This window comes from Rhizobium deserti, assembly GCF_004358025.1.
In the GTDB taxonomy this organism is placed as follows: domain Bacteria; phylum Pseudomonadota; class Alphaproteobacteria; order Rhizobiales; family Rhizobiaceae; genus Neorhizobium; species Neorhizobium deserti.
This window is the reverse complement of sequence record NZ_SMTL01000002.1, coordinates 1,117,379-1,143,567: the sequence shown is the minus strand read 5'-3', so window position 1 is coordinate 1,143,567 and position 26,189 is coordinate 1,117,379. Positions and strand designations below refer to the sequence as shown.

The 26,189-nt window shown below is 59.6% G+C and carries 24 protein-coding genes, 1 tRNA gene and 1 pseudogene; 17 read left to right on the top strand and 9 right to left on the bottom strand.

Annotated features, from left to right (window positions below; translation table 11 throughout):
- Positions 1-5: 5 nt before the first annotated feature.
- A complete protein-coding gene (locus E2F50_RS12055) occupies positions 6-3,266 on the top strand; it encodes an error-prone DNA polymerase (RefSeq protein ID WP_133316340.1) in 3,261 nt (1,086 codons plus the stop codon).
- 54 nt (positions 3,267-3,320) lie between these two features.
- On the opposite strand, the gene E2F50_RS12050 is transcribed toward E2F50_RS12055, so the two are convergent.
- Positions 3,321-3,713, bottom strand: a complete 393-nt coding sequence (locus E2F50_RS12050; RefSeq protein ID WP_133316339.1) for a winged helix-turn-helix transcriptional regulator — start codon at positions 3,711-3,713, stop codon at positions 3,321-3,323.
- An 81-nt stretch (positions 3,714-3,794) separates the two neighbouring features.
- On the opposite strand from E2F50_RS12050, the gene E2F50_RS12045 reads away from it, so the two are divergent.
- A complete protein-coding gene (locus tag E2F50_RS12045; protein WP_133316338.1) occupies positions 3,795-4,526 on the top strand; it encodes an SDR family NAD(P)-dependent oxidoreductase in 732 nt (243 codons plus the stop codon).
- A gap of 339 nt (positions 4,527-4,865) precedes the next feature.
- Here the strand turns inward: E2F50_RS12045 and E2F50_RS12040 are convergent, their stop codons facing one another.
- Positions 4,866-5,438, bottom strand: coding sequence for a TetR/AcrR family transcriptional regulator (locus E2F50_RS12040; protein ID WP_133316435.1), 573 nt, complete (start codon positions 5,436-5,438; stop codon positions 4,866-4,868).
- Positions 5,439-5,576: 138 nt separating this feature from the next.
- On the opposite strand from E2F50_RS12040, the gene E2F50_RS12035 reads away from it, so the two are divergent.
- Together E2F50_RS12035 and E2F50_RS12030 are read left to right on the top strand one after the other, a co-directional pair.
- On the top strand, positions 5,577-5,927 hold the full coding sequence (locus E2F50_RS12035) for a DoxX family protein (protein ID WP_133316337.1): 351 nt from the start codon (positions 5,577-5,579) through the stop codon (positions 5,925-5,927).
- A gap of 100 nt (positions 5,928-6,027) precedes the next feature.
- A complete protein-coding gene (locus tag E2F50_RS12030; protein WP_133316336.1) occupies positions 6,028-6,612 on the top strand; it encodes a flavodoxin family protein in 585 nt (194 codons plus the stop codon).
- 355 nt (positions 6,613-6,967) lie between these two features.
- Here E2F50_RS12030 and E2F50_RS12025 read toward each other — a convergent pair whose 3' ends face one another.
- Entirely contained in the window at positions 6,968-7,309 is a 342-nt protein-coding gene (locus E2F50_RS12025; RefSeq protein ID WP_133316335.1) for a YciI family protein, read from the bottom strand.
- A gap of 241 nt (positions 7,310-7,550) precedes the next feature.
- Here E2F50_RS12025 and E2F50_RS12020 point away from each other — a divergent pair, with 241 nt between their 5' ends.
- From E2F50_RS12020 to E2F50_RS12005, 4 genes are all read left to right on the top strand, one after another.
- Entirely contained in the window at positions 7,551-8,654 is a 1,104-nt protein-coding gene (locus tag E2F50_RS12020) for a DUF4365 domain-containing protein (RefSeq protein WP_133316334.1), read from the top strand.
- Positions 8,655-9,025: 371 nt separating this feature from the next.
- Positions 9,026-9,784, top strand: coding sequence for a hypothetical protein (locus E2F50_RS12015; RefSeq protein WP_133316333.1), 759 nt, complete (start codon positions 9,026-9,028; stop codon positions 9,782-9,784).
- Between the two features lie 53 nt (positions 9,785-9,837).
- Complete coding sequence (locus E2F50_RS12010) at positions 9,838-10,833, top strand: ImmA/IrrE family metallo-endopeptidase (protein ID WP_245515370.1); 996 nt, start codon at positions 9,838-9,840, stop codon at positions 10,831-10,833.
- Positions 10,826-11,506 carry a hypothetical protein gene (locus E2F50_RS12005; protein ID WP_133316332.1) on the top strand — a complete coding sequence of 227 codons (681 nt, stop codon included), beginning with the start codon at positions 10,826-10,828 and terminating at the stop codon, positions 11,504-11,506. Before E2F50_RS12010 ends, E2F50_RS12005 begins: the two co-directional genes overlap by 8 nt.
- Here E2F50_RS12005 and E2F50_RS12000 read toward each other — a convergent pair.
- From E2F50_RS12000 to E2F50_RS11990, 3 genes are read right to left on the bottom strand one after another with little or no spacing between them, the layout of a single operon-like run.
- Positions 11,453-12,043: a hypothetical protein gene (locus E2F50_RS12000; protein ID WP_133316331.1), complete on the bottom strand. Its 591-nt coding sequence runs from the start codon at positions 12,041-12,043 to the stop codon at positions 11,453-11,455. The genes E2F50_RS12005 and E2F50_RS12000 overlap by 54 nt on opposite strands.
- Positions 12,040-12,876 carry a bis-aminopropyl spermidine synthase family protein gene (locus E2F50_RS11995; RefSeq protein WP_133316330.1) on the bottom strand — a complete coding sequence of 279 codons (837 nt, stop codon included), beginning with the start codon at positions 12,874-12,876 and terminating at the stop codon, positions 12,040-12,042. Before E2F50_RS11995 ends, E2F50_RS12000 begins: the two co-directional genes overlap by 4 nt.
- 21 nt (positions 12,877-12,897) lie before the next feature.
- Complete coding sequence (locus E2F50_RS11990) at positions 12,898-13,476, bottom strand: ATP-binding protein (RefSeq protein WP_161974099.1); 579 nt, start codon at positions 13,474-13,476, stop codon at positions 12,898-12,900.
- 493 nt (positions 13,477-13,969) lie between these two features.
- Between E2F50_RS11990 and E2F50_RS11985 the strand changes: the two genes are divergently transcribed.
- The 3 genes and pseudogenes from E2F50_RS11985 to E2F50_RS23670 form a co-directional block, all read left to right on the top strand.
- Entirely contained in the window at positions 13,970-14,302 is a 333-nt protein-coding gene (locus E2F50_RS11985; protein WP_133316328.1) for a DUF3489 domain-containing protein, read from the top strand.
- Positions 14,299-14,757 (top strand): DUF2924 domain-containing protein, encoded by a 459-nt coding sequence (locus E2F50_RS11980; protein WP_245515369.1) that lies wholly within the window; start codon positions 14,299-14,301, stop codon positions 14,755-14,757. Before E2F50_RS11985 ends, E2F50_RS11980 begins: the two co-directional genes overlap by 4 nt.
- Positions 14,754-15,724 (top strand): annotated as a pseudogene (locus E2F50_RS23670) (recombinase family protein); the annotation flags it as partial. The gene E2F50_RS11980 and the pseudogene E2F50_RS23670, both read left to right, overlap by 4 nt.
- Before the next feature lie 1,040 nt (positions 15,725-16,764).
- Here E2F50_RS23670 and E2F50_RS11970 read toward each other — a convergent pair.
- Positions 16,765-16,838, bottom strand: a tRNA-Gln gene (locus E2F50_RS11970).
- Between the two features lie 225 nt (positions 16,839-17,063).
- On the opposite strand from E2F50_RS11970, the gene E2F50_RS11965 reads away from it, so the two are divergent.
- Positions 17,064-18,698: a Ppx/GppA phosphatase family protein gene (locus E2F50_RS11965; RefSeq protein WP_202615441.1), complete on the top strand. Its 1,635-nt coding sequence runs from the start codon at positions 17,064-17,066 to the stop codon at positions 18,696-18,698.
- Positions 18,695-19,462, top strand: a complete 768-nt coding sequence (locus E2F50_RS11960) for an RlmE family RNA methyltransferase (RefSeq protein WP_133316326.1) — start codon at positions 18,695-18,697, stop codon at positions 19,460-19,462. Before E2F50_RS11965 ends, E2F50_RS11960 begins: the two co-directional genes overlap by 4 nt.
- Positions 19,463-19,464: 2 nt before the next feature.
- Here the strand turns inward: E2F50_RS11960 and E2F50_RS11955 are convergent, their stop codons facing one another.
- Positions 19,465-20,889, bottom strand: coding sequence for an MFS transporter (locus E2F50_RS11955; protein WP_133316325.1), 1,425 nt, complete (start codon positions 20,887-20,889; stop codon positions 19,465-19,467).
- Between the two features lie 187 nt (positions 20,890-21,076).
- Between E2F50_RS11955 and E2F50_RS11950 the strand changes: the two genes are divergently transcribed.
- From E2F50_RS11950 to E2F50_RS11935, 4 genes are all read left to right on the top strand, one after another.
- Positions 21,077-22,066, top strand: coding sequence for an MBL fold metallo-hydrolase (locus E2F50_RS11950; protein WP_133316324.1), 990 nt, complete (start codon positions 21,077-21,079; stop codon positions 22,064-22,066).
- Between the two features lie 179 nt (positions 22,067-22,245).
- Positions 22,246-23,730, top strand: a complete 1,485-nt coding sequence (gene guaB / locus E2F50_RS11945) for an IMP dehydrogenase (protein ID WP_133316323.1) — start codon at positions 22,246-22,248, stop codon at positions 23,728-23,730.
- Positions 23,731-23,816: 86 nt separating this feature from the next.
- A complete protein-coding gene (locus E2F50_RS11940; protein WP_133316432.1) occupies positions 23,817-24,233 on the top strand; it encodes an MAPEG family protein in 417 nt (138 codons plus the stop codon).
- A gap of 132 nt (positions 24,234-24,365) precedes the next feature.
- Positions 24,366-25,250, top strand: coding sequence for a dienelactone hydrolase family protein (locus tag E2F50_RS11935; RefSeq protein WP_133316322.1), 885 nt, complete (start codon positions 24,366-24,368; stop codon positions 25,248-25,250).
- On the opposite strand, the gene E2F50_RS11930 is transcribed toward E2F50_RS11935, so the two are convergent.
- Complete coding sequence (locus tag E2F50_RS11930; RefSeq protein WP_133316321.1) at positions 25,247-26,146, bottom strand: hydrogen peroxide-inducible genes activator; 900 nt, start codon at positions 26,144-26,146, stop codon at positions 25,247-25,249. The two genes, E2F50_RS11935 and E2F50_RS11930, sit on opposite strands and share 4 nt — an antisense overlap.
- Positions 26,147-26,189: the final 43 nt, after the last annotated feature.

Below are 26,189 nucleotides of genomic sequence, written 5' to 3'. Positions count from 1 at the left end.
GGATGATGCGCTACGCAGAACTCCAGGTGACGACGCATTTCTCCTTTCTGCGGGGCGCAAGCTCGGCGGAGGAACTGTTTGCCACGGCGGCGGTGCTGGGCATCGAGGCCATCGGCGTCGTCGACCGCAACTCGCTGGCTGGCATCGTTCGCGCGTGGGAGGCAGCCAAGACCACTGGTGTGCGCCTGGTGGTCGGTTGTCGTCTCGACCTCACCCACGGGATGTCTCTGCTCGTCTACCCAACGGACCGGGCCGCCTATTCCAGGCTCACTCGCCTGCTGACGCTCGGCAAAAGCCGTGGCGGCAAGGCCAAATGCATCCTAGACCTCTCCGATGTCGAGACCTACAGCGAAGGCCTAATCGCGATCCTCGTTCCCGATGAAGCCGACGATGTTTATGCAGGCCAGCTCCGCAAACTGGCGGCGATCTTCGGGGATAGGGCCTATGTCTCGCTTTGCCTGCGGCGTCGCCCGAATGACCGGCTGCGCCTCCACAACCTGTCGAACCTGGCGCAGCGCCACAAGGTGAAAACGGTGGTGACCAACGGCGTGCTCTTCCATGAGCCCGGCCGCCGCCAACTCCAGGACATCGTCACCTGCATCCGCAACCGTACTACCATAGACAGCGTCGGCTTCGACCGTGAGCGGCATGCCGATCGTTTCCTCAAAGCGCCTGAAGAGATGCACCGCCTGTTTGCCGACTATCCAGAAGCGCTGGCAAGGACTCGCGAGATCGTCGCGCGCTGTCGCTTCGACATGAGCGAGTTGCAGTATCAGTATCCCGAGGAAGCTATCGTGCCTGGCCTGGATGCCCAGCAGTCGCTCGCTAAGTTTGCCTGGGAGGGAGCCGCCGAGCGGTATCCGGAAGGCATCCCGGACAAGGTTCGTAAGGCGATCCTGCACGAACTCGACCTGATCCGGAAGATGAACTACGCGCCATACTTCCTGACCGTGTACTCCATCGTCCGCTTTGCCCGGTCGAAGAACATCCTTTGTCAGGGCAGGGGCTCAGCGGCAAACTCCGCCGTCTGCTACTGTCTCGGCATCACCTCGATCAATCCGGAGACGGGTGACCTGCTGTTCGAGCGCTTCGTGTCCACCGAGCGCAACGAGCCGCCAGACATCGATGTCGACTTCGAGCACAACCGGCGCGAAGAGGTCATCCAGTGGATATACGAGACCTATGGCCGCTCGCGCTCGGCCCTCTGTTCCACCGTCACCCGCTACCGAACCAAGGGCGCATTGCGGGATGTCGGCAAGGCGCTGGGTTTGCCAGAGGACCTAATCGGTCAACTGACCTCTGGTGTCTGGGGCTGGTCCAAGGATGGTATAGGGGATAAGCAGCTCGCCGAGAACAACATGAACGCGTCCGACTACCGGCTGCGCTTAGCGCTTGACCTTGCCTCGCAACTGATGGGCACGCCACGCCATCTTGGACAGCATCCCGGTGGCTTCGTGCTGACGCAGGACAGGCTGGATGATCTGGTTCCTATTGAGCCCGCCGCCATGGACGACCGCCAGGTGGTGGAATGGGACAAGGACGATATCGACGCGCTGAAGTTCATGAAGGTCGATGTCTTGGCGCTCGGCATGCTGTCCTGCATGGCGCGCTCCTTTGAACTTTTGGCCGAGCACAAGAACGAGCCGATGGGCCTGGTTGATGTTCCGCAGGAGGACCCGAAGACCTATGCGATGATCAGGAAGGCCGACACGCTCGGGACCTTCCAGATCGAGTCCCGCGCCCAGATGGCGATGCTGCCAAGACTTAAACCCCGGACCTTCTATGACCTCGTCGTCCAGGTTGCCATCGTGCGGCCCGGTCCGATTCAGGGTGACATGGTGCATCCTTATCTCCGTCGGCGGGAAGGTAAGGAGAAAGTGGAATATCCGACGCCGGAGCTGGAGGCGGTGCTCGGCAAGACGCTCGGCGTGCCGCTCTTCCAGGAAAGCGCAATGAAGGTCGCGATGGTCTGTGCGGGATTTAGTGCGGGCGAGGCCGACCAGCTTCGGCGTGCCATGGCCACCTTCAAGTTCACAGGCGGGGTCTCCAGGTTCAAGGACAAGCTCGTCGACGGCATGGTCAAAAACGGTTACCGCCAAGACTTTGCTGAGCGCACCTTTACCCAGCTCGAAGGCTTCGGCTCCTACGGCTTCCCCGAAAGCCATGCCGCCTCCTTCGCTCTCATTGCCTATGCAAGTTCCTGGGTGAAGTGCCATCATCCGGATGTGTTTTGCACGGCGCTCCTCAATTCCCAGCCGATGGGCTTTTATTCCATCGCGCAGATAGTCCAGGACGCCAGGAACCACGGCGTCGAGGTGCGGCCCGTTTGTGTCAATCGGTCTCGCTGGGACTGCACGATGGAGGAGACCGGAAGGCCCGGCCGCTTTGCAGTTCGGCTCGGGATGCGGGTCGTGAAGGGGCTGCCGCTCAATGATGCTGCGAGGATCGTTCTTGCCCGAGCCGACCAGCCGTTCGAGAGTGCCGATGACATGTGGCGGCGATCCGGCGTGCCAACGGCGTCGCTCGTCAAGCTCGCGGAGGCTGATGCCTTCTTAGCCTCGTTGAAGCTGGAACGGCGTCAAGCACTCTGGGACATCAAGGCGCTGCGCGACGAGCCGCTCGAACTTTGGGCGGCCGCGGCCGAGCGTGAAGCAAGGGTCGTCGCCGAGATGCAGGAACCCGAAGTGGCGCTTAAGTCGATGACCGAGGGCAGGGAGGTCGTGGAGGACTACTCCCATACCGGTCTCAGCTTAAGGTCACATCCTGTGTCCTTCCTGCGCCCGCAGCTGAAGAAAAAGCGAATTGTTACCTGCACCCAGGCAATGGCGGAGCGCGACGGGCGATGGCTGTGGACGGCAGGCCTCGTCCTCGTCCGACAAAGGCCCGGCAGCGCCAAGGGCGTCATGTTCCTGACACTGGAAGACGAAACGGGCATCGTCAACGCCGTGGTCTGGCCGAGCTTGTTCGAGAAACAGCGGCGGATCGTCATGTCGGCCTCGATGATGGCGATCCATGGCAGGATACAGCGCGAGGGCGAGGTCGTGCATCTCGTCTCCCAGCGCCTATTCGACTTCTCGAGCGACCTCGCAAGCCTCGGCGAGCTAGGCGGCGACTTCCCGCTGCCGCATGGGCGTGGGGATGGGGCGAAGCACGGAAGCGGGCCTGACCCACGCGATAACACGAAGCCCGTGACGCCGACCCGAGACATCTATATCCCTGACCTCCATATCGATAGGCTCAAGGTCAAGTCGAGGAACTTCCATTGACCTGCAACGGGGCAAAGGGCAGCTTGCGCCCTTAAAGTGGACACAGCAACATTGTCAGCGACGATGTCCCGTGTTTTCATAGTGTAGCGTGGCCGCCTCGACCTTGTCGCCATTGGCCGCTGCCCACGCACACAGGGCTTCAAACGGCTCCCGCAGGGAATGGCCTAGCGGAGTAATTGCGTACTCCACGCCGATCGGCTGCGTTGGTAGCACCGTCCTCGTGACAAGACCGTTCCGCTCAAGTCTCTTCAGGGCATCGGCCAGAGCCTTGTGAGTGATGCCATCGAGACGCCGCTTGAGTTCGTTGAAGCGCGCAGGTTTCGGACAGATCACTGTCAGTATCAGGATCGTCCATTTGTCAGCGATCTTGTCGAGCACAGGACGAACCTGCGCCATGTCGCAAAGCGCGCGATGAGAGAGAGTTTCAAGGTCGGTATACTCGTCCATATCTAGGCTATTCCAGGTGCGTAATTGATATCAGATATCCAACGTATATCATAACGAGACCATTCAGTGAAAGGATTTACGATGGCTCGAATGATTAACAAGGTGGCTTTGGTCGTCGGCGGCGCGAAGGGTATCGGCCTGGCTATTGCAGAACGACTTTCTGCCGAAGGCGCACATGTCTTCATCACCAGTCGTAGAGGTGAAGATGCCGAAAAGGCGGCCAAAGACATCGGCAATGGTGTGGTCGGTATTACCGCTGACGCAAGCTCTCCGGAAAACATGGTCGTTGCTGTCGAAAATGTGCGCAAAGCATACGGCCGTATCGACGCACTTGTTCTGAACGCAGGTCTTTCCGAGCCTTCGCAGGTCGCCGAGATTACGACAGAGCACTTCGACCGCCACTTCGACGTCAACGTCCGCGGAATGGTGTTCGGCCTCCAGGCAGCTCTTCCCGCAATGACAGAAGGCGGCTCGGTCGTCCTCGTCGGGTCCATAGCCGGCAACGCGGGTTACGCGGGTTACGGAACCTACTGCGCAACCAAAGCGGCCGTTCGATCCTATGCCAGAACCTGGACAGCAGAACTCGCACCCAAAGGTATTCGGGTGAATGTCGTTGCACCCGGCCCAACGGATACGGACATGATGGCTGCTGTCGCGGAAGACACGCGTGCGGCCATTGTTACTCCGATCCCGATGGGTCGTATGGCGCGGCCTTCAGAAGTAGCTGCGGCCGCCTTGTTCTTGTTGAGCGATGATGCGAGCTACATCGCCGGTGCGGAACTATGCGTCGACGGCGGCTTGCGGCAAGTCTAGGGAGCCGGCGAATTGCTGTACTCGATCTCGAATAGGTCGGGTACAGCAAAACGCACTCGATGACAGACCGACTTTAAATTGAAGCCGTTCAGATCGAAAATGATGCACTGAATACCGAGCACGATCACGTTAACGCATTGTTCTCGACGAGCCCACTCACCTGCCGTGAAACGCCTTGCTCCGAGCTAATATGCGTCTTCCGATCCGCGCCACAGCGGGCATTGTTTTGAGCATTAGCTTCTATATCGAAGGTCACCAAGCAACCTTGTAGCGCTGTAAACCGCTCAATTAACTTCAAGTCGTGTTAGGTGTGTCGAAAGGTCGTTGGTGGTTTGTAGGTCAACTCCTACGCGCAAGCATGTCAACGATATGAGTCACTCGCTCTTTGCGGAGCGCCGCTCTTATCCGACCGTGGCGCTCAAGTTCTGCTAGACCATGAAGGGTAGCCCAGAAGGCTTCGGTCGCGACTTCAGCGTTTGCGCAGAATGGCTCAACGACGGCCATCATGGCCCTGAACGTGTCGCGCAAGGACTGAGGTGTATCGGACTTTGCAAACCGCAGACCGCTCGGAAGGACGAACATGGCTTCGTACAAAGCTGGCCGCTTAAATGCGAATTCCAGATAGGCCATAGCAACGTCCTCCATTGCTTCCGCCGGACTTGCGCCGCGACGGACCGATGCCCGCAGCACCGGCCCTAGCTCCCCAAATCCTTCTAGAGCGACCGCCCCGACAATCGCGTCGCGGTTTTCGAAATGGGCATACAGGACGGGCTGGCTGTATTCGATCTCCTGAGCAAGTCGACGAACGGTCACCGCGGTCCAGCCGTCTTTTTCGGCAAGCATTCTTGCCGCGCCGATGATCCGCTGCTCTCGCTCCGCTTTCTCCCGCTCTTTGCGTTCATTTATGCCCATAGCATCACCTTCGTTCGTCAAAAAGATTAATAGCGGCATAAATACTTTAAGGCAACGAGTGACAATCTAGCGCTGCTAGACTTATTAACATTGCTACTGATGCCGCCCTACTCGCGGGTGTCACCGTTAGGATGTTCAATGATCAACTTCATATCGCTGTCAGTCGGCAATGCTGCGACGCTCCTGGCCGCAGCCGCATTTCTTCTCGGCGCTGTCATCAACGCGTCTGGTCGCAGGGCTGTTCGAGACGAGTTTGTTCGTTACGGATTTCCACCGTGGTGGTGTTGGATCACCGCAATCTTAGAATTCCTGACGGCAGTTTTACTGATCTTGCGGCCAACCTTCGCGATCGGCGTGGCCCTTGGAGCCTGCATCATGGTCACCGCAATCCTCGCTGTCATTAGAGCCCGAGATTTCCGCCATATCCCGCCGCCATCGGTGTTCCTGCTGCTGCTCATCATCGCAGCTATCGTCCAGGTCGCATTATAGCAGCGGGAGGAAACCGCCAGCTTCAATCATCACAACCAACAAATCAGGACCGCACCGACGCCATCGGCGACGCGTATAATCACGGCATAAGGAGCCAGCCATGACGACATTAAATTCCTTCGCAAGCACTGTCATCGTCTACCATTCCGGCTACGGCCATACTCAACGCATGGCCGAGGCCGTCGCAGAAGGTGCTGGCGCAACGCTTCTTGCAATTGACGCCGAGGGCAACCTTTCCGACGACGGATGGGCGGCGTTAGATGCTGCCGACGCCATCATCTTCGGCTCGCCGACTTACATGGGCGGGCCGAGCTGGCAGTTTAAGAAATTCGCAGATGCATCCTCCAAGCCGTGGTTTTCGGCGAAGTGGCAGGACAAGGTCTTTGGCGGCTTCACCAACAGCGCCAGCCTCAATGGCGATAAGCTGAACACGCTGCAGTACTTTGTCCTTCTTTCCGGGCAGCATGGTGGCCTATGGGTGAGCCTGGGTATCAAGCCATCGAACGTGAAAGCGTCTAAACGTGACGATGCCAACCGCATGGGATCATATATTGGCCCGATGGCGCAGTCGGACGCTGACGCGGCTCCAGATGAAATGTCGGTGGGCGATCTCGAAACGGCGCGTCTCTATGGGGCGAGGGTGATGAGCGTTGCTCGAAAGTACAAGCACACGCAGGGTGCATGACGAGGATCGCCCGCCGACCTTCACGTAAAGGCGACATATAAAGCCAAACAATCACCTCCCGCGCATTGATCGCGGGAGGTGATCTGGGATCAGATGTCATCTTCGGGCCGATTCGGGAATGGCGCAGACGTGCTAATAGCCGTCGTACGTCATGAGCATTTCTGCACGGAAAGGCTCATTTGCGCTGGCTTCAGATATGGAAGGGTGGTTCGGACGGCAGAATATCTACGAAGTGATCGATCTTGAGCTGATGGCGGTTTAGTGCGCGTCAGCTCATGATGTCAGCTTAGAGCGCGAGAGGGGACCTACCTCCCGACTTCCGTCACAAGCGCCCGCCCTTCATAACCATAGAGGCCTAGTGGAATGGGCGCACCTCGACTGAAGCTCTGCAAGCTATGACGGCTTTGTTCGCCCAAGTCAGCGCATCGTCGAGGCTGGCAACGTCGAGCACCCAGAACCCACCCACATGTTCTTTGGTATTCAGATACGGGCCTTCGGTGACCAATACTCCGCCGTCAGGCTGGGCGCGGAGTGATAGGGCTTTGCGCGCCGGATGCAGCCCGCCGACGAAAATCCGTACACCAGCCGCAACCATCTCATTGTTGAGCACGTCGATAGCAATCGCCATGGCTTCGTCTTCTGCCACGGCCGGCTGGTAGTCATCGGAACGGTGTATGGCAACGAAATATTGCGGCATGTGACCCTCTTCAAAACGATTTCACAGACTCTTCATCACTTAGATTCGAGCAGACAGCCGCTTCGCGCCTTCATACCGGCCGTTCCGACCGACTCCGAACTTGCCTAAAACGGACGTTTGAACTAGCGCTGCGAGTTGTCCAGCTACAATCCTTCCGATGTGTTTGAGTAGCAGGGTACCGGCCGGCATGTATGTTGGTGCTATCAGTGATTTAGACACACTCACGTAATAGAAGGTTTCCGTGCCAGCTCGGACCCGTTCGCAAAAAATTGGCGACAAAGGCCAGAATCAGGTTCGCGAACAGGTGGATGCGCATCCCCATTGGATGTGTAGATTTCAGGACCTTGACTATGGTGTTGACTTTGAAGCCGAGTATGCGCCAGCCGAAGGCGAAGGACAGCGCCCCGCAGGCAAGCTGTTAAAACTACAGGTTAAGGCGACCGAGTCGGCGGACGTGCGCGGACAGGTGGTCCACGTTGTACTTGAACGATCATTCCTAAGTTACGCGCTGCAGTTCCGGTTGCCCGTCATACTTGTGCATGTGGACGTGACGACGCGTTCGGCTTGGTGGCTTTGGCTCCAGTCCTGGGCGCTGGAACACGAAGAACGCCTTACGTCATCGCCTGACAATGCAACCATCACTGTGCATATACCGCTTCATAGAACGCTCGAAACTGGCCTTGACCACGAACTTATCGACGTCGTATCAGGAAAACACGCGTCAGCCGTGGTGCTCGCTCTAAGGGAGCTGGCGGACGTTGCCGCTAGCGACGGCCAGCAGATCAAATTATTCAGGGGTGTGCTTGCACTACTGGATGATATCGAAGCTCCAAATCGGCTCCGCACAGCAGAGAAGATCATAGAGCTTCTGGTCGGCCTGGGGTCAAACCCCGGCTTGTGGCAAACGTCGCAGCTAATCCCGCAGATCGTTGCGACCGTCGAACGCCTTGGTGACATGTTTAGTCAGGACCAAGTTCTACGCCTGGTCCTGCGGTATGATTCCTACTCGCGGGCCGGCCTCGAAGGTCTAGCAACATTTTACGATTGCTGGCCAGAGCAAGCAAGGGCAATGGATTTGACGTCAGCTTTTCGTGATGCCGACGTAGAGGAAGTGGCATGGTATTGCTCTGCGCGTGAACATTACGCCGACCTCAGTGGCTATCAGCTCGTAATGCGTTTTAGCAACGGCGCCTTACCACAAATTCATTTCGGTAAATTCCAGCTACGAGACGATGATGACTTGTCGTACCGGCTTTTGACAAAATATCCCACACGAGGGAGCTCAATTCTTCTCGACAATCTAATCTGGGCGGAAACCCAGGCGCCGGAAGTCTCTTGCTCGTAGTGTGCCGGCTATACGGTCGTGCCGGCTCATCATGATAGGTCTTATGTGGGCAAATGCGGCTCCGCAGCCGAGAATGACCAATTGACGGACTACGATCTTTGCGACCCCGAATATCACGGGGCGGATTCATGCGCTCTCGCTTACAGGCTCCGGGACTGAGATAGCCGCCGTTCAGGTGGCGGCCGCGCCAAGACGGCAGCGCGCCCTCATTTCGGTTGCTCAACGATCTTTTCAAACTTCTCAGAAAGGGACGTTGCCCGCGCAGCACTTTATGGAGTTTTCCACGTCGGAGCGGCCCTTCAATCTGCAGTTTGACGTTGCTTCGGCGAAGCTGGCATGGGATGCATTCCGCCAAAGGGAAAAATCTAAACATGCTGCAGTACACCTCAGGCCATGAAGCCTATGATCTGGAACCGTTGACCGAACGGTCGGAGCTGGTTTGCTGGACGAAGATGCAGGCCGAGGCAGGGCAGGATCTTGCCACCATCATCGCTCGGAAGGAGCGCGAGCGGCTGGCGGGCAATGGGTTGTTCATGTGGGGCGTGGGCAATGCGCCGTCGTCCATGATCAGCTCGTTGGCGCGTCTTGGTCGGGACGTGCCGGTAGTGTTCTCGCTCATGAAGAGCAAGCCCAAAGCTGTCGACCTGACGCCGTATATCACCTTGGTTTGGCGCCGGTACATTGACCACAGCGGGGGTGAGCGCGATCTCCCCGCCAATGTTCTTGTCACCAGCCGAGGTGATCATGCGGGGTTGAAGAAGCGACATTACGCTTTGATGTGCTTCTCGGAGACGCCTCTTGAGTTCCAGCGCGGGCAGGGGTTTGACCACCACGCATTCCGAAACGCATCGGGAACCGGTGCTCCGGTCGGAGCCTCGCAAGTGACCTCGCTCCTGCGGCGTGTGGACAAAATGTCCGAACAGGCCGATTACGAGGCCAATTTTCAGGCGCGGCTGGTTGGCAGCTATTGGGTGAAAGTCACGGATCCGGCGATGCTCGACGCTGAGAGGATTGGCTTGATGGCCAGCCGTTTCGATGGAGATGCAGCTGATTGGCTTGCTCTAGTGGCTGAGATCCGCGGGGAGCCAACAACACCCGGAGGGGCAAGGCACGAAGGGCTTCTCATCTAGAATCGTCCGTCGTAGCGTCGTGGCTGGGCGCAGCACCGGTGGAGGGCAGTGCGGTGGATCCTGATACATCGAAGCTGATGTCTGAGTTGCGAAAGGCGGGGCTTAGCAAGTCAGCCATTGACGCAGCATGGCCGTCATGGTGGAGCGACGACATCGCTGCCAGTCCATCTGGCAGGACAGAATTGCGGTTTGCGCTCGCACGAAAGCTGGGCCTGGCTCCTAAGGCACTGCTTGGCGAACGCGTCGAATTTGTCTGGAAGGACACTGCGAGGTTCAAGCATCTCGGCACCGAGGATGCCGACCAGCAGAGCATCCTCAATTCGTTTGGAGTATCCGTTGGTCGCCTTGTGCTCAGTGCGACAGCCCCTGGCCCAGGCCTGTCCGAGATGGACGCGTTGGGCCTACGCGAAACGATCCTAGGCAATCGACGCTTCGTAGATCTGACAACCTTGCTGGCAACATGTTGGGGTCTCGGCGTCCCTGTCATTCAGCTCAAAGTGTTTCCTCTAGCGGCGAAGTCCATGCATGCGATGGTGGTCGAGGCCGCCGGGCGACACGCTATCCTCATCGGTCGGCAAGCCAGTTACCCCGCACCCACAGCCTTCACGTTGGCGCACGAAATGGGCCACATCGCAGCCAATCATCTCAAGGGAGTTTCTGCTCTCATCGATATCGAGGACCCGGCTCAGGCGACAGATCGAGACACCGAGGAAAACGAGGCCGATGCCTTTGGGCTCACGGTGCTCACGGGTACCACCGATCCGGACATTCGGACGAATGTCGAGTCCTACAACGCGCCCACGCTGGCCAACGCGGTGATGCAAGCTGCAGATGAGTATCGGGTGGAAGCTGGAACACTGGCGCTGTGCCTTGCCTACCGCAGCAATCGCTGGCGCACTGCAATGTCGGCCCTGAGGTTCATTTACGGCCGCCCTGGCGATGTGGGGTCGTTCATCAACACGATCGCGGAACGCGAGTTGGACTGGAGCCTCATAAATGACGACGCAGCGGACTACCTGCGAAACCTGATGCAGCTAGAAGATGCTTGAAGCGGTCCTTCTCGATAACGACGTCGTCCTCAAGATGTGCAGTTATGCTGCTGCCGGCCGCCTACTCGAGGTGACTTCGCGCGCGACTCCTCCAGCACTGCTGGAAGTGGCGAGCTTTTCCCTACGCCGTCAGGCGCGAAAGAGCAGGGCCATACCAAATCACGAAGTGACCACCGAGCAGCTCGAAGTGCTTCTCGCAAAGGTCCTGCGACTAGAGCCTACCGAAGAGGAGATCGAACTCGCTGCTGAGTTCGAGGACAACGCGTTGCGTCTAGGATTGGAGCTGGATCCGGGCGAAAGTCAATTGGTTGCCATACTCCTTCGACGTGGGGCACCCCTGCTGGTGACCGGCGATAAACGAGCTTTAGTGGCCTTGGCGTCGATCGCGCCGCCCGAGGCAAACGCCCGGATGGCCTGCTTGGAACAGGCAGTTGCCTCGGCTATTGCGGGTGGCTTGGCCAAGATGCGTTCCGGCGTGTGCAGTTGCCGCTCGGTGGACACTGCATTGTCCATGTGCTTCTCATGCTCTTCGACAAGCGTTAGCGAGGAGCAGGTGATGCAGGGGCTACGAAGCTATATCGCTGATCTGCGATCTCGCGCCGGCAGACTCATGATCCCCTCAGACAGCTTGATCCCGATAGCCTCGCAGGAAGACGGCATAAGGGGCGAATAGCTCGGCAACGAGGCTGATTGGACGCTCTTTGACTTCTTCATTGCTTAGGACGGGCTCATCCATCACCTCGAGGCATGCCTTGTCCACTCGGCCCTGAATGTATTTGTTGCCGATCTTACCCTGGCTGCGACCCACTGGAATGCGGGTCTGGTTAAGCGGCAGGGTAAAGTGCTCTTCATGGAGCTTCTTGATGACGAGCGCATACCTTGACCCAACCACGTTTATGGGGGCGGGGATGTCTTGCCAATTGACGCCATCGACAGAGAACTCCTTCGCCGAAGCGGTTTCTGCGAAGTGCTGCGAGTTCATCGCTTCCATGACCAAGTGGATCGGCTTGCCCTGCGCCGCGAAGGATTCGGCGAATGGTTGAACCATGGAACTCGGGTGGCAGGTACTTCCGCCATAACCCCACATGGCGATGCCGGCGTTATCAATCTCCTTGGTTTTTCGCTTGATGATGCTGGCGAGATCTTCGTTGGCGTGCTTGCCGATCTTCATGAAGAGGATGCCGGCGCCTGGCTGGATGATCTGGTTCATGAGTTTGTCTCCAACATCTCCAAAGTATACTCCTCATCGGATGCCATCCCATAGTCCGGTCGCGGCTTCGCACGAACGTAATGCACGGTGGGTGCTTTCCGAGAGCCATAGAAGTGCGCCATGCGTTCTGGCGGGGTGCCGACACTTGGTTCTGCCAGCGGCTGGGCACTGGGCAGCGAACTAAGGAAAAGATTGCAGGATTTGAGGTCCGGGGCGTCGTCGAGATGGTACTCGTGTAGCTTACGCTGCATCTTGGACACGTAGAAGTTTCGGTCGGACGCGAACCGTTGCACGTTGGCCAGTACCTCCTTCGGCCAAGCCAACGTGTCGTCGTCGGCGATGACGACAACGCCGTCACCAATGCCGCCGATTGCCTCCATTCCCCGCTCAACGAAGACGTTGACGCTGTCGCCTCCATTGGACGCTCCCCAAGGGGGATTGGTATAGAAGCAATCGAACTTGTCGTGGGCCGGGAACGGATCCAGGCAATTGTACAGCTGGGCCGTGAGCAGCTCCCCCATGCCCATCAAATCGGCGAAACGAAGAACCGCGTTGACCTGCCGCTCGTCGAAGTCAAACACGGTGATCTGACTGGGTCCAAAATCAAGGATGCCTTTTACCCTGAGGTAGGCGACGCAAACGCTGATGGCGTCCCCATCACCGATGAAGGCCAGCCTTTTGCCGTCCGCCCAATCAGCAACAATCTCCGACTGAACGACCATGTCGCCGGACTTCATGTAGATCTGGTCGAAGTTCCTGATGGGCCGCGGTCGGTTCTGAACCACGTCCGAGACCGCGTTGATTGCGGCCCTCAAATCCACCGGTTGTCGCATGCTCCCCCCTTCTTGCCTGTTTCAGCCTAGCCGCTTTGCCATCCTCTCGGCTTGCGCGCCCGCGTCGACGTTGGAGTCGAAAAAGTAAACTGGTCGACCGGTCAGGATACCATACGCCGTTGCCACGCTGGCTTGGATGGACGTATGTAGGAGAGCCTCATCGAGGCTCGGTGCAGGGCGACCCTGTGCATCGGTACCGATCCTCTCCACAGTCTGGGACGGCGATGCGAACAGCATCCATATCTCATCCGGCTTTAACGCCATGATCTGGTCCAAGGAAAAGGCCGTGACGCGATAGCCGTAACTTTCCTTGGTCACAGGATGGCTGTCGATAATCAGATCGCTTGCACCGCGGTGCTCTTCCACAAAAGAAAGGAGCTGTCGATCGACTGCCAAAATATCGTCCGGCGTGATCATAAGAGAGGATTGGCTTCGCATTATCTGTTGCGAAACGTTCGTCGCTCGGTTGGCTAGGTGTTGCTGCAGCCGCTCGCTGTATGACCACACCAATGTACTCGGGCTCTTCTGCGAGAGCAGATTGACTGCCGTCGTCTTGCCCGCAGCCGGCGCGCCGGTCAAATAAATTGTCTTGTAGGTCACGGTACAATCCTGCGAGAAGCCTGGTGGGCTAAGGATAACCTTCCTTATTTTCGGAGAGTCGTCCAGCACTGGTGTAAGCGAATCACGAGCGTCCAGATGATAATATTACTCATCGTCAGCATTATCCTGATAATTAAATGGGCAGCGGAGGCAGGAGTAGACGGGCTTCTGCATCTCCGAAGCTGACGAGTATCTCAACCTTTGTATGCTGAACGCCGCGTGGCGTTGAAAATCGCACTTGACGATCGGCACTAGCAACTATCCGCAATTTGCTTCTCAAAGCCGACAGTCCGCTTCCGGCCCCAAATCTGCCATTCTAACTCGGCCGATTTTAGCGAGGGTCTGCGTCAGCTATTCCGCTGGACTTGCGGCGCAAAGGAAGCGGTAGTGCTTCTATGGCGAAGCCAACGATTGGCAGATGCCTGAGCCCGAGTTCCGGGCTTCACTCAGTGCAAGGCGGGATATTCCTGGCCTTGAACGAGTGGAGATTAGAATGGCATCGCCGAATTATGAAAATGTTACGGAAGCTCAGACAGCAGCGTCTGCTGGCCTTCGGCCCAAGTTGAACAAGTCGAAGAAGGACCAGCTGCTTGCCCTGGTCACAAAACCTGGTGGTACGCGGATTTCAGTGCTGACCGAGCGGCTGGGCTGGCAGGCGCATACGGTACGGGCCGCCCTATCGGGACTGCGTAAGCAAGGACATCAGATCCTGGCCACCAAGGCGCCGAAGACCGGGGAGGCGGTCTACCAGGTCGTGAAGCCGACGGAGCCGACGGAGCAGACGCTACCGGCCGAAGTCACCTCGCTTGAGGGAGACGCAGCGTGAACATAGCCGCAAGGATCCCGACGGCGCCAACTGTGGCGTCGTTCGAAGCTCTTGATCGCGAGGCCTGCCTTAAGCGCTGGCGCAAGCAGTTCGATCATGAACCACCGCGTTACGTCTCGGTGGAGTTCATGCGCAAGGTGTTTGCTTATGAGGCTCAAGTGGCCGCCTTCGGAGGGCATTCAAAGGCCGTTCGTAACATCCTCAAAGCTCATTTGAAGGAGACCGAGCGAGGTGCAAAACCAAAGGCCGGGGCCAAAGCGGTGCCTTCTCCTGCAACCTTGCGAGCCGGAACCCATCTGGTGCGGGAGTGGAATGGTCGGATCTATCAGGTCGAGGTCACAGCAGACGGCTTCCAGATGGATGGCAAGCATTTTGGTTCGCTAAGCGCTATCGCTCGAAAGATCACCGGGACGCCCTGGTCCGGCCCGCGCTTCTTCGGACTGGCTCGAACATGAAGTCCGTGCGTTGCGCCATCTACACACGCAAATCCTCAGAAGAGGGCTTGGGTCAGGAGTTCAACTCACTGGATGCGCAGCGGGAGGCCTGCGCATCTTACATCGCTAGCCAGAAGCATGAGGGCTGGGTACTGGTCCCGAGTATTTCGATGACGGCGGCATCTCTGGCGGGACTCTGGAGCGGGCGGCATTGAAGCGGCTGTTAAAGGATATCGAAGCGGGCCTGGTCGATCAGATCGTCGTCTACAAGATTGATCGGTTGACGCGGTCGCTGGCAGACTTCGCCAAGCTGGTCGAGCGCCTCGATAAGGCGAATGCCTCCTTCGTCTCGGTGACGCAGTCCTTTAACACGGCCACCAGCATGGGCCGGCTGACCTTGAACGTTCTGCTTTCCTTCGCGCAGTTCGAGCGGGAAGTGACGGCCGAACGTATCCGCGACAAGATCGCCGCTTCCAAGCGAAAGGGCCTTTGGATGGGAGGCCGAGTGCCTCTGGGCTATGAGGCGGATGGTCGGTCTCTCAAGATCGTCGAGGAGGATGCTGAGACGGTCAGGCGAATCTACCAGCTCTATCTCGAGCTGGGATCGATCTACGAGGTAAGGTTGGCAGCAAACGATCTGGGCTTGCGCACCAAAGGACGCGCCAGGCAGGGTGCCAAGAAGTACAAGCACGCTCGCCAAGACAGCGCCGAGAAGCCTCACCTTAAGTCGCTCCGTGGCAGAAAGCCAAGTTCAGGCGATGAAGGTGTTCCAGCAACCATCGACAGCAGCATAACGGCGACAGTCCACGACGCCCTCCCAGCGGGCGTCATCGGACCGGCACCGTTTGGGGTGACCAACATCTACTACATCCTGACCAACCCAGTGTATGCAGGACGCATCCGCCATCGGGCGCAGATCCATGACGGAAATCACCCGGCGATCATCGAGTCTGCCGCCTGGGATCTGGTCCAAGAAAAGCTGACAGAATTTGCCTCGCGCCAGCGTGGCGTCAGCAACATTGCCAAGTTCGCGCCATTGGCTGGAAAGCTCTATGACGACACAGGCGACTATTTTACGCCGAGCCATACGAAGAAGAATGGTGTCCGCCTTAGCTACTATGTCTCTAACCGGGTGATCAGCAGAAAGCAGGTGGACAAGACCACGATGGATCGGGGCTGGAGGCTTCCGGCTAAGATGCTCGAAAGCCAGATTGCACAGGCCATCGTGCGCCACCTCATCGAGAGATTGCCGGTTGATCTGTCGCTCAACAAATCGGTTGCCGAAATCAGCCGTGTCCATCATCACTTGGAAGCGCTGTCAGCGGAACCTGAGAAACATCTTGGCCTCATCCTGAAGTGTCTGGATCAGGCGACCATCATGCAAGGCCAGATCGATCTGGTGCTCATCGACCAATGCATCGCCGAGCTGATCTCGGTTCCGCTGGGATCAATCAACCCGGCCGTTCTTGCATTCGTCACCACCTTCCAGCATCGCAAGCGTGGCGTCGAAACCAAACTGATCATTGGCGCCGCTGTCAACACTTCCCGCGACGAGGTTCTAACCCGCAACATCGCCAAGGCCCAGCAATTCTACGATGCGATCAAACAGGGGCAGAGCTTCGAGAATATCGCCAAGTCCGAAAATCTCTCGACGCGTCGAGTGATGCAGATCATCGATTTGGCCTTCCTAGCACCCGCGATCGTCCAGTCGGTGGTGGTAGGCGAGCAGCCGCTGGGCCTCACCACCAAATGGCTGTCGGGAAATCCAATGCCATCCGACTGGCAGGCACAGCGCCAGATCGTCGCCGCGTTCTGAGCGCAAATCAATTTCCCATCGAATGTGTGATTAGGAGCCGATGCGGCTGTCTCAACCTGTAAGTCTGGAAAAGCCTCTCAGAGACTGCGGCCTCAAGATGGCGCCGATTGGGTCCCAGTAGCAGTCTCTCCAACTCCAGCAAGCGTACAACCCGCTGAATACGCGACGCTATTTGGTGGAGTGTGCTAGCGCGTTTGCAAGATAGGGGAGATTGGCTGGGGAACCTGGATTCGAACCAAGATTAACGGAGTCAGAGTCCGTCGTTCTACCGTTGAACTATTCCCCAACAGAGCGTCCCGGTCCCGGTACGCGAACGGTGTGGCGGGCTTATACCCAAACGCTTCGCTCTTGCAAATACCCTTTGCGAAAAAAATCTGCCGAGCCTGGCGGAGCCTAGTCCTGCAAAAAGCCGTTGGCGAATGACGCCTGCGCTGTTATCTTTGATCCAACGAAACACACAAACGCCAGCGGCATGCCCTCGAAGGCCTTGCGCGGCGAGATGGACATAAAAGTGATGGACCCCGATAGCGGCGAAAAGCCGCCAGAAGGCGGGGCGTCGGCTGTGGGGCGCGGGCAGGGCAAAGCCTCCCGTCGCCGGAAGGCGAAGCGGCACGGGAAGAACCGTAATGCGGCGTCGACATCGCATATAGCGCCGGCCGATATGGCCGGCCCGGCCGAACGCCTCGACAGCAGCAAAGCCGGCGGCCCGGCGCGCAAGCGCAAGCGACGCCGCGCGAAATCTAGGCAGGCCGAAGGTCGCTCCGGTATGGTGGCGCCTTCGGCTGTCTCCGTTGCCGAAGGCGGGCAAGCAACCCAGCCGGCCCAGCCCGCCGGAGCCCGGCCTGCCGACGAGGCCGGCCGGGCTCGCAGCCGCCGCAAGAAAAACCGCGGCGGGCGCGGCCTTCAGGGGCGGCCCCTTGCGCAGTCGAAACTAGCCCAATCCAAACCGGCGCAATCCAAACCGGCGCAGGGAAAGTTTCCGGCACCGACGACAGCCAAGGCGTTGGGCGCACCCCCGGCAGCAGCGAACCGGCCTTTGCGCAGTCGCTCCGGCGAAGATGCCGCGGCCATCTTCGATGCCGGCAGCGACAGGCATGCCCAGCACCGCGACGATCTTTATGCGGCGCTTGACCTCGGCACCAACAATTGCCGCCTGCTGATCGCCCAGCCCGCCAGGCCCGGCCAGTTCCGTGTCGTCGATGCCTTTTCGCGCATCGTCCGCCTCGGCGAGGGACTCGGTGCTAGCGGCAGGCTATCTCCCGACGCCATGGACCGTGCGGTGGAAGCCTTGCGGGTCTGCGCGAGCAAGCTCGCCAACAGGCCGGTTCGGCGCATGCGTCTGATCGCCACCGAAGCCTGCAGAGCTGCCGAAAACGGTGAGGAATTCCTGGCGCGGGTGACGGCGGAAACCGGATTGCAACTGGAAATCATCGATCGGGAAACCGAAGCAAGGCTTGCTGTTTCCGGATGTTCCTCGCTGGTCGGGCGCGAAGCGCGTTCCGTGGTTCTTTTCGATATCGGCGGCGGCTCCTCGGAAATCGCCGTCATCCGCATCGGTGAAAACCGTTCCAGCCGGCTCGCCAACCACATCACGCACTGGACCTCTCTGCCGGTCGGCGTCGTCACCCTGTCCGAGCGGCATGGCGGGCGCGACGTCACGCCGGACGTCTTCGCCGCCATGGTCGACGAGGTCGAGGGCATGTTGGCCAAGTTCCATTGCCCGCCGATCGGCTTTTCGGACGCACCGGACGGGGAAGATTTTCATCTTATCGGCACGTCGGGCACGGTCACGACGCTCGCCGGCGTGCATCTCGATCTTCCCCGCTACGACCGCCGCAAGGTCGATGGCGTCTGGCTTTCCGATGAGGAAGTCACCGCCATGCAGGCCAAGCTTCTGTCCTGGGATTTCGACGACCGGGCCGCCAATGCCTGTATCGGACCCGACCGCGCCGACCTCGTGCTCGCCGGTTGCGCCATCCTGGAAGCCATCCGCCGCCGCTGGCCGAGTTCGCGCATGCGGGTTGCCGATCGCGGCCTGCGCGAAGGACTGCTGACCGACATGATGGCGGATGACGGCGTATGGCGGCGGGTTCGCCCCCGTCGTTTCGGCCCAGCCCAGCTTGAAGAGGCAGGATCAAGGCGATGACCAAACCACCCGTAGGCAGCAATCGCACCGGCCGCAAGCTCGGCCAGAGGGTCAAGAAGGGCAAGCTCAAGGCGTCGTCTCGGCGCTGGCTGGAGCGCCATATCAACGATCCTTATGTGCAGCGGGCAAAGCTCGAGGGTTACCGGGCACGTGCCGCCTTCAAGCTTCTGGAAATCGATGAGAAACACCAAATCCTCAAGGGCGCGCGACGGATCATCGACCTTGGCGCGGCACCGGGAAGCTGGTCGCAGATCGCCGCCAATGTGACCCGCTCCACGGATGAGGATATTCGCGTCGCCGCAATCGACTTCCTGGAAATGGCCCCGCTGCCGGGCGTCACCATCCTGCAGCTGGATTTTCTGGATCCCGATGCGCCGCGTCAGCTGAAGGAGGCGATTGGCGGAAGGCCGGATGTGGTTCTGTCCGACATGGCGTCTCCGACCACCGGGCATCAGAAGACCGACCATCTTCGCACCATGCACTTATGCGAAGTTGCCGCTTACTTCGCCGTCGAGGTGCTGGCCGAAGGCGGGCATTTTCTGGCCAAAACTTTCCAGGGCGGCACGGAACGCGAGCTTCTGACCATGCTGAAGCAGAATTTCCGGCAGGTGATCCACGTCAAGCCGGGTGCTTCGCGCCAGGAATCGGTGGAAATGTTCCTGCTCGCGAAGCACTTCAAGGGACGCAGCGCCACGCCTTCTGACGACCCTGCCGAAGACGGGGTCGAGGCTGAGGTTGAGCTCGAGCCTGCGTCGGAAGCCTGAGGCTATTCGCCCGGCTCCGGTTCCGGCTTCGGGCCGGCCTTGACCGTGCCGCGGCGGCGATAGCCGGACACGGCGGCGCCGGCCATGGGATCGAGCTTTATCAGCGGCAGGATGGAAAACAGCGACAGGGCCGCCACTAGGAAAAAGGCGAGGTGGAAATCGGCAAGCTGCAGATGCGTGCCGGAGATCGCCGAGGAGGCTTCGAGAATGAAGGCTGCGAAGGCAACGCCGAGCGCCAGGCTCACTTGCTGCAGCACTGAGGCGATCGAGGTCGCCTGGCTCGCCTGCGCGTCGCTGATCTCGGAATAGCTGAGCGCGTTCGAACCGGTGAAGAAGAAGGACCGGCAAAGTCCGCCCACCAGCAGGAAAAAGATGATCAGCAGATGCGGCGTCTGCGGCGTGAAGAAGCCGTTGACCACCGTGGTGGCGGCGCCGCAAACGCCCGCTGCGATCAGCGTGAACTTGAAGCCGGTGGCGGCAAAGACCCGTCGGGCGACGAATTTCACCATCAATGCGCCCAGCGCCCCGGCAAAGGTGATCAGACCCGACTGAAACGGGTTGAGGCCGAAGCCGAGCTGCAGCATCAGCGGCATCAGGAAGGGGATGGCCCCGGTCGAAATGCGAAACAGCGTGCCGCCTGTCGTCGCGGCGCGAAAGGCCTTGTCATTGAAGATGTTGAGGTTGAGGATGGGCGCTGGATGCGAGCGCGCATGCCGCAGATAAAGCAGGCAGGCGGCAATGCCGGCAATGGTGGCGCCGATCCCGATCCCGGGCGGCAAGGCCGGAAGTCCTATTACGGAAAGTCCGAAAACCACCCCGGCGGCGGCGATTGCAGTCAAGGCGAAACCGACCCAATCCATTTTCGGCGGGTTGGTCGGCGGAACCTCCGGCAGATAGACGCCCGAAAGGTAGATGCCGAGAATTCCGATCGGCACATTGATGATGAAGATCCAGTGCCAGCTGAAATAGGTGGTGATGAAGCCACCGATCGGCGGTCCGGTCAGGGGGCCGACCAGAGCCGGAATGGTGAGAAGCGCCATGGCGGACACGAGTTCGCTGCGCTGGGTAGTTCGCAAGAGGACGAGCCGGCCGACCGGCGTCATCATGGCCCCGCCCATGCCCTGCAGGAAGCGCGACAACACGAACTGAAGGAGCGATGAGGAGATCGCGCACAGGATCGAACCGATCACGAAGACCATGATCGCCAGCCGGAAGATCTTCTTGGCGCCGAACCGGTCGGACATCCAGCCGCTGAGCGGTATGAACATGGCGAGCGCCACCATGTAGGATGTCAGCGCCAGCTTCAGGGTGATCGGGCTGACGCCCAGGTCAATGGCAATGGTCGGCAGCGCCGTGGCAATCACCGTGGAGTCCATCTGCTCCATGAAGAGCGCGACGGCAAGGATCAGGGGAATGATGCGATTCATGGACAGGCCCGCAATGCGCGAATGGCCCCTCCTAAACCTCTTGCTCCCCCATGCCAATGAATGAATTTCACCTTTCCGACATTCGGGTCACGTCTGCGTGAGCGTGGATTTTCATGGCCGGAGATACGCTATCTTGCGCCCAAGCCACGGTGTGAGGGCTGCACGATCAACGGAGGGAGCTTAAGTCATGACATTATCGGCTATGGGACGAAGGACGCTGCTGGGCACAGCCGGGTTGGGGGTCCTTGCCGCGCCGGCCATTATCAGCGGGCAGGCTATGGCGCAGGAGAACAAGCAGCTGGCAATCGATCGTGTCACGCCGCCGGACATCCACCAGTTCAAGGTGGGCGGGTTCAAGGTGCTGGTCATCAAGGACGGTGCCCGGCCCTCCGGCAAGCCGGGGGAAACCTTTGGCACCAACCAGCCGGCTGAAGCGGTTGGCAGCCTTCTGACGGAAAATTTCCTGCCGCCGGACCAGTTCGTCAACAGCTTCTCGCCGACGCTGATCGACACGGGAAGCGAAGTGGTCCTCTTCGATACCGGCCTTGGGGAAGCGGCCCGCGCGCAAGGGGGAGGTCGGCTGATCGAAGGCCTGGCGGCCGCCGGTTACATGCCTGAGGACATTTCCACCGTCGTCATTACCCATATGCATGGTGACCATATCGGCGGATTGATGGACGGCGGAAAACCGACCTTTGCCAAGGCGCGTTACCTGGCCGGCCAGGTGGAGTATGATTTCTGGACCGATGGCGCCCGTGCCGGCACGCCGGCGGAAGGCAACCAGAAAGCCGTTCTCGCCAACGTCAAGCCGCTGGCTGAGAAGACGACCTTCCTCAAGGACGGCGGCGAAGTGGTGTCCGGCATCACTGCCATGTTGGCGCCGGGGCATACACCGGGGCACCTGATCTTCAACATCGAGTCGCAGGGCAAGCGCCTGGTGCTGACGGCAGATGCCGCCAATCATTATGTCCTGTCGCTGCAGCGTCCGGAATGGGAAGTCCGCTTCGACATGGACAAGGCGCAGGCGGCCGCCACGCGAAAGAAGGTCTTCGACATGATCGCAACCGAAAAAGTGGCTTTCCTTGGTTATCACATGCCGTTCCCGGCTGTCGGCTATGCGGAAAAGCAGCAGACCGGCTACCGCTTCGTGCCCAAGAGCTATCAGTTCGACATCTGATCCGATCGGTGAGACCTATGCAAACCCGGAAGCTCTGGCCTCCGGGTTTTGCTATTCCTTTCCTGTCATGAACGTGTTACCAGCCCTCGCCAACTTCCAAGCAATTATTGCCGGAACGACAGGACCTATCCATCGGCCCTTGAGCGTATCCCGCATTTTCTAGATCGAAGGAATTGGCCATGGCACGCATCATTGAAACGGCAACCGGCGCGGATGCGCTTACCTTCGACGACGTGCTGCTGCAGCCTGGCCATTCGGAAGTCATGCCGGGCCAGACGAACATTTCCACGACGATCGCCCAGGATATCGAACTCAATATCCCGATCATTTCCTCGGCCATGGATACGGTGACGGAAAGCCGCCTGGCGATCGCCATGGCGCAGGCCGGTGGCATCGGGGTCATCCACCGGAACCTGACGCCGGTCGAGCAGGCCGAAGAGGTCCGCCAGGTCAAGAAGTTCGAAAGCGGCATGGTCGTCAATCCGGTCACGATCGGGCCGGACGAGACCTTGGCGGATGCGCTCGGCCTGATGAAGACCTATCGCATTTCCGGCATTCCGGTCGTGGAGAAATCCGGCCGCCTGGTCGGCATCCTGACCAACCGCGACGTGCGCTTTGCCTCGGATCCCAGCCAGAAGATCTACGAACTGATGACGCGGGAAAATCTCGTCACCGTCAAGGAAAGCGTCGATCAGCAGGAAGCCAAGCGGCTCCTGCATGCGCACCGGATCGAAAAGCTGCTCGTGGTGGATGGCGAGGGCCGTTGCGTCGGGCTCATCACCGTCAAGGATATCGAGAAGTCGCAGCTCAACCCGAATGCATCGAAGGATGCCCAGGGCCGCCTGCGGGCCGCGGCTGCGATCAGCGTTGGTGACGATGGCTTCGAACGCGCCGAACGGCTGATCGAGGCCGGCGTTGATCTGCTCGTCGTCGACACCGCCCACGGCCATTCGCAACGGGTGCTCGACGCCGTGACGCGCGTGAAGAAACTGTCCAACTCTGTGCGCATCATGGCTGGCAATGTTGCCACGGCCGATGGCACAAGGGCGCTGATCGATGCAGGTGCCGATGCCGTCAAGGTCGGCATCGGCCCCGGCTCGATCTGCACCACCCGCATTGTCGCCGGCGTCGGCGTGCCGCAGCTCGCCGCCATCATGTCGTCCGTAGAGGCGGCGCGGGCGCAGAATATTCCGGTGATCGCCGATGGCGGCATCAAGTTTTCCGGCGACCTCGCCAAGGCGATCGCGGCCGGCGCTTCAGCGGTCATGATCGGCTCGCTGCTTGCCGGCACCGACGAAAGCCCGGGCGAAGTCTACCTCTACCAGGGCCGCTCCTTCAAAGCCTATCGCGGCATGGGATCGGTCGGCGCCATGGCGCGCGGCTCGGCCGATCGTTATTTCCAGGCGGAAGTGCGCGACACGCTGAAGCTGGTGCCGGAAGGCATCGAAGGACAGGTTCCTTATAAAGGCCCGGTTTCCGGCGTGCTGCATCAGCTGGGCGGCGGCTTGAAGGCGGCCATGGGCTATGTCGGCGGCGCAACGATCAAGGACTTCCAGGAACGCGCCACCTTCGTCCGTATCTCCGGGGCCGGTCTGCGCGAAAGCCATGCGCATGACGTGACGATCACCCGCGAAAGCCCCAATTATCCGGGCGCCGGCCTATAATCAGGCCGGAGACCTGCATGTCATAAAACTTGAATGCCGGGTCGGTCTCGATCCGGCATTTTTCGAGGGGATGGGGAGGATCGATGCTGACCACCGAGGCGATGCTTTGGCCGATGATCGCGCATGCCGCGCTGATCTTCTTTCTTTACTGGCTCTTATCCAAAAGGCGTTTTGCGGCCGTCAGGGCGGGAAGCGCCGAAGCGGGACAGTTCCGCGAAAACAGGCAGGAGCCCCTCGAAAGCCTGCTGGTCCACAACAACCTGAAGAACCAGTTCGAACTGCCGGTGCTTTTTTACGCCGTCTGCCTGGCACTCTACGTTTCGACCGCCGACAATGCCGCAACGATCGCTCTCGCCTGGCTCTTCGTCTTGTCGCGCTATGCCCATTCCTACCTGCACTTGACAAGCAACCGGCTGCGCTACCGCCGTCCTGCCTTTCTGGTGAGTTTTTTCACACTGATGATCATGTGGATCTGGCTCGCCGTCTGGATGGCGTTGAACTAGCGGGAGCAAGGGGTTCTCCCGTCTGCTCACGCACATGTGTAGCCGGCGGGCCGCCGATCACCGAATGTTTCATCTCCGGGTGCCGCTGCTTGGCTATAGTTTCTCTCACACAAAGGAGAGAGGAACTGAGCCATGGACAAGGAAGAGTCGAAGATCACCCAGGCGATGATCAACGCCTATGACGACTACACTCATCTTCATCTCGATCGCCGCCGCTTCATGGAGCGTCTGACCGCGCTGGCCGGCTCCGGCGCGGCAGCGGCTGCCATCGCGCCCATGCTTGCCGCCAGTGGTGCCAGGGCCGACATCATCCCCAGCACCGATGATCGGCTGACCAGCGAGGACGTTGCCTATCCGGGCACCAACGGCGCCACGATGAAGGGTTACCTGGTCCGCCCGAAGACGGCGGCGGGATCCTTAGGCAGCGTCATCGTTATCCATGAAAACCGCGGGCTGAACAGCCACATCAAGGACGTTGCGCGGCGGGTGGCACTTGAAGGCTTCAATGCCCTGGCCGTCGATTTCCTGTCGCCGCAGGGCGGCACACCTGCCGACGAGGATAAGGCCCGCCAGATGTTTTCCGCCGTCAAGCCGGAGGAAGTCGCTGCCAATGGCGAAGCGAGCCGGGTCTATCTGGCGGCGAGGAGCGGCGCCAATGGCAAGGTCGGGGCGATCGGCTTCTGCTGGGGCGGCGGCGCCGTCAATAATCTCGCCGTCAGGTCGCCGGACCTCAGTGCCGGGGTCGCCTATTACGGTGCGCAACCGAAGGCGCAAGACGTGCCGTCCATCAAGGCTCCGCTGATGCTGCATTACGGCGGCCTCGACGAGCGCATCAATGCAGGGATTCCGGCCTATCGTGATGCATTGGAAAAGAACGGCAAGACATTCGAGATCTATATCTACGAAGGTGCCAACCACGCCTTCAACAACGAGACGTCGGCTGCGCGCTACGACAAGGCGGCGGCCGATCTGGCGTGGAACCGCACCACCGCCTTTTTTAAAAAATATCTCGCCTAGTCTGCCTGCACCGGCACGCAAGCCTTGATCGCTTCTGCCAGAGCGGCCATGTCCCCTGGACGGCCGCTCGATTTTCGCCAGACGAGGCCGATCTGGCGGCATGGCGCGGGATCCGCAAAAGGTACAATATTCAGATTGTTGCGGGCGGTCTCGGTGCGGATGGCGATCTCCGGGATCAGCGTCATGCCCATGTCGTGGGACACCATCTGCAGCAGGGTCGCCATGGAAGTGGCGCCGAAATTGACGAGACTGCGTTTGCCGGCCACGCCACATACGGCCAGTGCCTGGTCGCGCAGGCAATGGCCTTCTTCCAGCAGAAGCAGCCGCTCGGCATCCACCTGATGTTCCGCAAGCGGCGACATCAGGACCTCGCTGTCGTTCCTCGCCATTGCCATATAGAAGCGGTCGGTGAACAGGAGCTCGGTTTCGATATTTTCCGCCTCCACCGGCAAGGCGGCGATCACCGCATCGAGCCGGCCGTCGAGAAGCTCGGTGATCATCCGGTCCGTCACCGCTTCCTTCAGCTCGATCTCAATGGCTGGATAATGCTTGCGTAGATGGGGAATGAGGCGGGGCACGAGATAAGGCGCGACGGTCGGGATGATGCCGATCCGGATCAGCCCGGCAAGCGTACCGCGGTCGTGGCGAGCCATCTGCTCCAGCCGCTCCACCTCGCCTAGGATCACCCGGACGCTGGCCAGCACGTCCTCGCCCTTTTTCGTCAGCAGCACGCCGTTGCGGTTGCGCTCGACGAGCTTGACCCCGAGATGCTCCTCCATGTCCATGATCTGCGCCGACAGCGCTGGCTGGCTGATATGTGCCTGTTGGGCAGCGCGGCCAAAATGCCTTGTGGATGCGAGCGCTTCGAAATAGCGCATCTGGCGCAGGGTCACCACGATAATTTTATCCGATCGAGATCTTAAAGAAATACGATTGGAA

Coding starts and splice junctions, on each gene's coding strand:
- E2F50_RS11935 (WP_133316322.1), top strand. CDS start 24,366: ATGGACAAGGAAGAGTCGAAGATCACCCAGGCGATGATCAACGCCTAT.
- E2F50_RS12040 (WP_133316435.1), bottom strand. CDS start 5,438: ATGGGCATAAATGAACGCAAAGAGCGGGAGAAAGCGGAGCGAGAGCAG.
- E2F50_RS12055 (WP_133316340.1), top strand. CDS start 6: ATGCGCTACGCAGAACTCCAGGTGACGACGCATTTCTCCTTTCTGCGG.
- E2F50_RS12050 (WP_133316339.1), bottom strand. CDS start 3,713: ATGGACGAGTATACCGACCTTGAAACTCTCTCTCATCGCGCGCTTTGC.
- E2F50_RS12025 (WP_133316335.1), bottom strand. CDS start 7,309: ATGCCGCAATATTTCGTTGCCATACACCGTTCCGATGACTACCAGCCG.
- E2F50_RS11955 (WP_133316325.1), bottom strand. CDS start 20,889: ATGAATCGCATCATTCCCCTGATCCTTGCCGTCGCGCTCTTCATGGAG.
- E2F50_RS12000 (WP_133316331.1), bottom strand. CDS start 12,043: ATGAACCAGATCATCCAGCCAGGCGCCGGCATCCTCTTCATGAAGATC.
- E2F50_RS11960 (WP_133316326.1), top strand. CDS start 18,695: ATGACCAAACCACCCGTAGGCAGCAATCGCACCGGCCGCAAGCTCGGC.
- E2F50_RS12030 (WP_133316336.1), top strand. CDS start 6,028: ATGACGACATTAAATTCCTTCGCAAGCACTGTCATCGTCTACCATTCC.
- E2F50_RS12005 (WP_133316332.1), top strand. CDS start 10,826: ATGCTTGAAGCGGTCCTTCTCGATAACGACGTCGTCCTCAAGATGTGC.
- E2F50_RS11985 (WP_133316328.1), top strand. CDS start 13,970: ATGGCATCGCCGAATTATGAAAATGTTACGGAAGCTCAGACAGCAGCG.
- E2F50_RS12045 (WP_133316338.1), top strand. CDS start 3,795: ATGGCTCGAATGATTAACAAGGTGGCTTTGGTCGTCGGCGGCGCGAAG.
- E2F50_RS12015 (WP_133316333.1), top strand. CDS start 9,026: ATGCTGCAGTACACCTCAGGCCATGAAGCCTATGATCTGGAACCGTTG.
- E2F50_RS12035 (WP_133316337.1), top strand. CDS start 5,577: ATGATCAACTTCATATCGCTGTCAGTCGGCAATGCTGCGACGCTCCTG.
- E2F50_RS11995 (WP_133316330.1), bottom strand. CDS start 12,876: ATGCGACAACCGGTGGATTTGAGGGCCGCAATCAACGCGGTCTCGGAC.
- guaB (WP_133316323.1), top strand. CDS start 22,246: ATGGCACGCATCATTGAAACGGCAACCGGCGCGGATGCGCTTACCTTC.
- E2F50_RS11950 (WP_133316324.1), top strand. CDS start 21,077: ATGACATTATCGGCTATGGGACGAAGGACGCTGCTGGGCACAGCCGGG.